Origin of the sequence: uncultured Amnibacterium sp., from assembly GCF_964245895.1 — a bacterium.
In the GTDB taxonomy this organism is placed as follows: domain Bacteria; phylum Actinomycetota; class Actinomycetes; order Actinomycetales; family Microbacteriaceae; genus Amnibacterium.
Window position 1 is genome coordinate 1 of the sequence record NZ_CAXTOQ010000211.1, and the last position, 4,701, is coordinate 4,701.

The window sequence follows — 4,701 nt, forward strand, 5'->3', positions numbered from 1 at the left end:
TTCGGGCTGGTCCGCCAGCTGCACGGCGAGATCGCGATCCGCACCGTCCTCCCGTCGCGCGGGGAGCCCCAGTCCCTGGGCACCGCGACCATCGCGCACTCGGCGTCGGCGGCCCGCAGGTCGCCGGTGGAGCAGGCGCCCCAGCGGATGGGCGCCGGCGCGGGCCAGGTCGACGCGGCGGAGGGGGACGCGGCCGGCTGCCCGGTGCGGGACAGCGAGACGAGCACGCCCGCGCCGACGCCCGCCGTCAGCACGACGACCAGGACCACGACGACGAGCACGAGCACGGCGGGTCGTCGCATCCGGCGAGGGTAGCCGGGCGGTCCGACGATCAGAGCCTGCTGATGGTCGCGTCGTCCTCCTCCCCGTCGAACCAGCGGTCGAGCACGCGCCGGAACACCGCCTCCTGCGGCGCGGCCCGGTGGAACAGGGTCATGGAGGAGCGCAGCTTCGTCGCGTCGATGCCGCCGAGCAGCGCCGCCGCCGAGGTCGCCGGCGCGTCGGCCGCGACGGCGGCCGCCGTTCCGAGGCGGGGGCCGAGCACGGGATCGGCGAGGTAGGCGCGCGCCTCGTCGAGCGACGCGATCGCGAAGCGCGCGGCGGTCGGGCTGAAGCCGAGCCCGGCGATCTGCGGGAACACGAACCACATCCAGTGGCTCGCCTTGCGGCCGGCCCGCAGCTCGGCGAGCGCCCGCTCGAAGGTGCCGTCGGCGTCCTGCGCGGAGCGGAAGCGGGCGAGGTCGTGCGGATCGTCGCCGGGCATCGGCGCACGGTAGGCGGCCCGGCCGGGAGAACTACCGTGGATCGCGTGACGGTCTCGAGGCGCTACACGGTGACGGGCGACGTGCAGGGCGTGGGCTTCCGCTGGGCGACCCAGGGCGAGGCCGAGCGCCTCGGCGTCGTCGGTCGCGTGCGCAACCGCACGGACGGCGCCGTCGAGGTCGTCGCGCAGGGCGAGCGCGCGGCGATGGACGCCTTCGCCGTCTGGCTCGAGGAGGGGCCTCGCTGGGCGAAGGTCCGCGACGTCGACGCGGAGCCCGTCGACGGGTTCGAGGCCGACACCTTCGAGATCACGCGCTGACGCGGCCCAGGGGTGGGGGTTGATCGCTCGCCTCTCCAGCGTGCGCCCGGTCTCCAGACCTCATCGACGAGACTCCGCGGGGGTCTCCGCGTCGGAGGAGACCGTTCGTGACGGACACGGGCCTACCTAGGTAGACTTCGATCGTGAGAGTCACCGCTCCGCTCGTCGCCGTCGCGGCAGTACTGCTCGCGGATCGAGACGGCCGACACTTCGGGTACGACTTGGGACGACGCGCCGGAGTGCGGTCGGGGGTGCTCTATCCCCTGCTGTCTCGGATGCTCGTCAGCGGCTGGCTCGAGGACGAGTGGGAGCCGCCGTCCGAGGTCGAGACCGGCCGGCCTGCGAGGCGCTACTACCGCATCACCGAACTCGGACTCCGTGAGCTCGGTGCGGCCGCGTCTCGTGCCGAGCCGATCCGTGTCACCGACGTTCCCGTGCTCGGTGGTCGACCGTGACCGTCGTCGCGCTCGTCCAGCTCGGACCTCCCCTGCTCCTCCTCGCCGTCCTCGGCTTCGGGTTCGCGCCCAGGCTGGTGCTTCGCGTCATCGTGATCGCGTGGCCGTCCTGGCATCCGCGGCGGCGTGAACTGCTGGCCGAGCTCGCGGCCGTTCCTCGGCGGGACCGCCCGTTCTGGGTCGCCGAGCAGCTCGAGGTCGCCCTGCTCGAGGGAGTCGGCGGCAGGTTGATGGGCAGATTCGGATCCCTGCTCGAGGCGGACATGCATCTGCGGGTCACGTGGGTGCGAGGCGACACGTTCATCGGACGCCCCGCCGCACCGGGCGACGTCCTCGACCTGGACGTGCACGTCGACGGCTTCGTCGTCCGCGCTCGGGTCCGGGTCGTGCGACACACCCTCGGGGCCAGAGGGGTCCTGGTCGCCCAGCTGCTCGACGCCGAGGCGCTGGGCGAGCGCTTCGCTCGGCGGCAGCTGCTTCGATTCGTCTGCGGAGCGGTGGTTCCGATCGATCTGGCCGAAAGGAGTGGTTCGACGAGTCGAAAGCACGGCTCGTCGAAGCTGGTCTTCCGGGACTCGACACCCGTCGCCCGCAGAAGGCGGTTGGCGCGCCGGGGCATCGGCTTCCCCCTGCGACCGCAGGCGCTCGGTCAGCACTCGGCCAGCGGGCTCCGAGCAGCTGATGATCAGCGGAGGCATGCCGGCTGACGTCGATCCCGCGTCGCCGTCGCGGTATCCCGATACCCGGGATCACGCCCGCGGTTCGTCGCTCGCCATGTAACGCGTCACCGCAGGCCACTCGCCGAGCCACCAGATGCCCGTCCCCCACGCGAACTCGGCGACCAGCAGGGAGAGCACGACGCACCAGACCTCCGTGAACGAGGCGGCCTCGGCCAGGTGGAAGACGCCGAAGAACACGGTCCCTGCGAGTGCACCGGACGCCGCCGACAGCACGATCCAGACCGGCGCCATCGCGCGCCCGGCACTGGGCTGCGTGATGTCCCACGTCCAGCCGTGGGTCAGCGTGATCGCCACCAGGAACCCCGCGATCGCCAAGGCGAGCGACAGCGCGAGCGGGTCGACCGACGTCAGGAACCCGGACCGGCGCGGCAGCTCGCCGGAGTTCACGACGACGATCACGAGCACGGCGGCGAGGCCCGCTGCTGTCGTCCAGCGCGCGGGTCCGAACCGGACCTGCTCCGCCAGCAGCCTCCCTTTCGCCGAGCGCGCCGCGGCGCCGACCACCAGGACCGCACCGAGCAGCACCAGGAACAGCAGATCGGCGCCCGACGTGTTCAGGCGAAGCAGCGCGAGGACGCACGCCACCATCCCGAGGACGAGCCGTGCCACGCGGGCTCGGCGGGTGCGAGTCCGGACACCGGTCAGCCCGGCAGCCAGATCCACACCGTCCGCGTCGCGCCGGCGGTCGATCGCCCTCCAGGCGGCGCTTCGCCCCACCGCGGACAGGACGAAGCCGAGCGCCAGGACGACGCCCAGCACGCCGAGCGGGAACGCGAGCGGGAGCGGGTACCGCACCGGCCCGAACGCGAAGTCGACCGCGTTGGGATGCGGGTCGCCTTCGATGACGAGGCCGCAGGCCGTGAGCAGCCCTGCGACGAGGACCGCCCGCGGCGGATCCACCACGGCAGGGACGAGGACCAGGAGCGGCCGGAGGAGGTGCACCATGATGCGCGCAGGCCAGGACGTGCGAGCGACGGCCCTCGACAGCACGCGGACGAGGCGCGACGCGACCGACACGCGGTATCCCGACGGCAGGTTCCCGATCGTGTCCGCGCCGTGGGTCATCCGCCGCTGGATGCGCTCGTCCAGCGACGGACCGTCGACCGCGGCCTCTTCGGGTAGGACCGGCGGTGAGTAGGGGCGGTTGTCGCTCTCGTTCATCTGCTGGCGGACCAGGTGCTGCGCCAGAGCGATGCGGTCCGGCCAGGTCTCCGTCGAAGCCGGTATGGCCTCCGGCGAGGCCGGTACGGCACTGGCGAACGGTGGATAGTCCTCCAGCAGGTGCAGCAGGCCGTCGCTCGTGTCGAGACGGCCCCACCACCAGTCGTTCCTCCGCCAGGTGCGGCTGAAGAACGCTCCGAAGTCGGCGACCTCGGATCCGGCGAGCTTCGCCGCCTCCTTGCCCGTGCTCGCCGCCCACGCCTCGTCGAGTGTCGAGATCTCCGGCCCGCTGAGCCGGAGCATCCGGTTGACCGCGAAGCGGCGCCGCGACCTGTCCAGCGCTCCGCCGGGCAGCAAGGGCGGACCCTCCGCGGAGGAGATGTGCCGGAACGTGAGCCGGTCGATGCTCTCCGGCATGCCGTGCGCGGCGTACAGCGGCGCCAGGTCCCTTCCGGTGAACCCGACGTGCTGCGGCAGCCCCGTCGACCAGGGCGAGTCGTCGAAGTTCGGCAGCTCCGCGACGTTCTCCGTCATGCTGCGCAGCTGCAGGACGACCTGGTCGATCGGTGCCCAGTCCTCGTCGGACCGATCGTCCGGTGCTTCCACGGTCCAGGCCGTCAGGATCGCGTCCGCGACCGCGCTGGCACCGGGTCCGGCGCTCGCCGCCGCGTCCAGCACCTTCACGATCCGCTCGTCCCGGGTCAGCTGCTGACTGCGCAGCTCGTCGTGGATCGCGTTCCGGAGGGCGATGCGTGATTCGTGATTGGGGTATGCCGTCGTCGAGCGTCATCAGCGCGGACTCGTGCCAGGCAAACTCTTCCAGAGAACGCAGCCATGCGAGCGCCACCATGAGTGCGTCCACCTTGGCCTGCGCACCGCCGGTGATCTCGGCGAACCGGACGGGACCGGGCGGGTCCTCGGAGGGCGGAGGCGTCCGGGAGGCACCGTCGTACCGGGCTAACATCCGCCGCGGCAGCAGACTCAGCTGCTCCGGCAGCAGCGCGTCCCAGCGCCGCCGCTCGACGAGATCGGTGCCGAGCTGCCACACGTCGGGGCTGTCGAAGACCGTCGAGAGGGCGGCGTAGTCGGCGGTGGAGCGGTACCGGACGTACGCGGCGCGGGCTTCGGCCGACCAGGCGACCACCGCCTCGGGCGCGAGCGCCCCTCCCCCTGCGCCGAGGTCGATGCCCCGCAGCACCGCGGCCAGACCCTCGTCGCGCCCCTGCGCCGCATAGAGCGTCCGGCGCAGGTCGCCGATCTCGTC

5 protein-coding genes and 1 pseudogene are annotated in these 4,701 nt (G+C 72.5%); 3 read left to right on the forward strand and 3 right to left on the reverse strand.

Annotated features, from left to right (window positions below; all coding sequences use genetic code 11):
• A pseudogene (locus tag ACFE60_RS17720) lies at positions 1-302 on the reverse strand (hypothetical protein); the annotation flags it as partial.
• 29 nt (positions 303-331) lie between these two features.
• Positions 332-763 carry a DUF1810 domain-containing protein gene (locus ACFE60_RS17725; protein WP_375390177.1) on the reverse strand — a complete coding sequence of 144 codons (432 nt, stop codon included), beginning with the start codon at positions 761-763 and terminating at the stop codon, positions 332-334.
• A gap of 45 nt (positions 764-808) precedes the next feature.
• On the opposite strand from ACFE60_RS17725, the gene ACFE60_RS17730 reads away from it, so the two are divergent.
• From ACFE60_RS17730 to ACFE60_RS17740, 3 genes are all read left to right on the forward strand, one after another.
• A complete protein-coding gene (locus ACFE60_RS17730) occupies positions 809-1,081 on the forward strand; it encodes an acylphosphatase (protein ID WP_375390178.1) in 273 nt (90 codons plus the stop codon).
• A 251-nt stretch (positions 1,082-1,332) separates the two neighbouring features.
• The gene (locus tag ACFE60_RS17735) at positions 1,333-1,536 is read left to right on the forward strand and encodes a PadR family transcriptional regulator (protein ID WP_375390181.1); all 204 of its coding nucleotides are present in this window, start codon (positions 1,333-1,335) and stop codon (positions 1,534-1,536) included.
• Positions 1,533-2,243 (forward strand): hypothetical protein, encoded by a 711-nt coding sequence (locus ACFE60_RS17740; RefSeq protein WP_375390179.1) that lies wholly within the window; start codon positions 1,533-1,535, stop codon positions 2,241-2,243. The genes ACFE60_RS17735 and ACFE60_RS17740 overlap by 4 nt, the downstream gene beginning before the upstream one ends.
• A 42-nt stretch (positions 2,244-2,285) precedes the next feature.
• Here ACFE60_RS17740 and ACFE60_RS17745 read toward each other — a convergent pair whose 3' ends face one another.
• Positions 2,286-4,121, reverse strand: a complete 1,836-nt coding sequence (locus ACFE60_RS17745) for a DUF3376 domain-containing protein (RefSeq protein WP_375390180.1) — start codon at positions 4,119-4,121, stop codon at positions 2,286-2,288.
• Positions 4,122-4,701 lie beyond the last annotated feature (580 nt).

Coding starts and splice junctions, on each gene's coding strand:
- ACFE60_RS17725 (WP_375390177.1), bottom strand. CDS start 763: ATGCCCGGCGACGATCCGCACGACCTCGCCCGCTTCCGCTCCGCGCAG.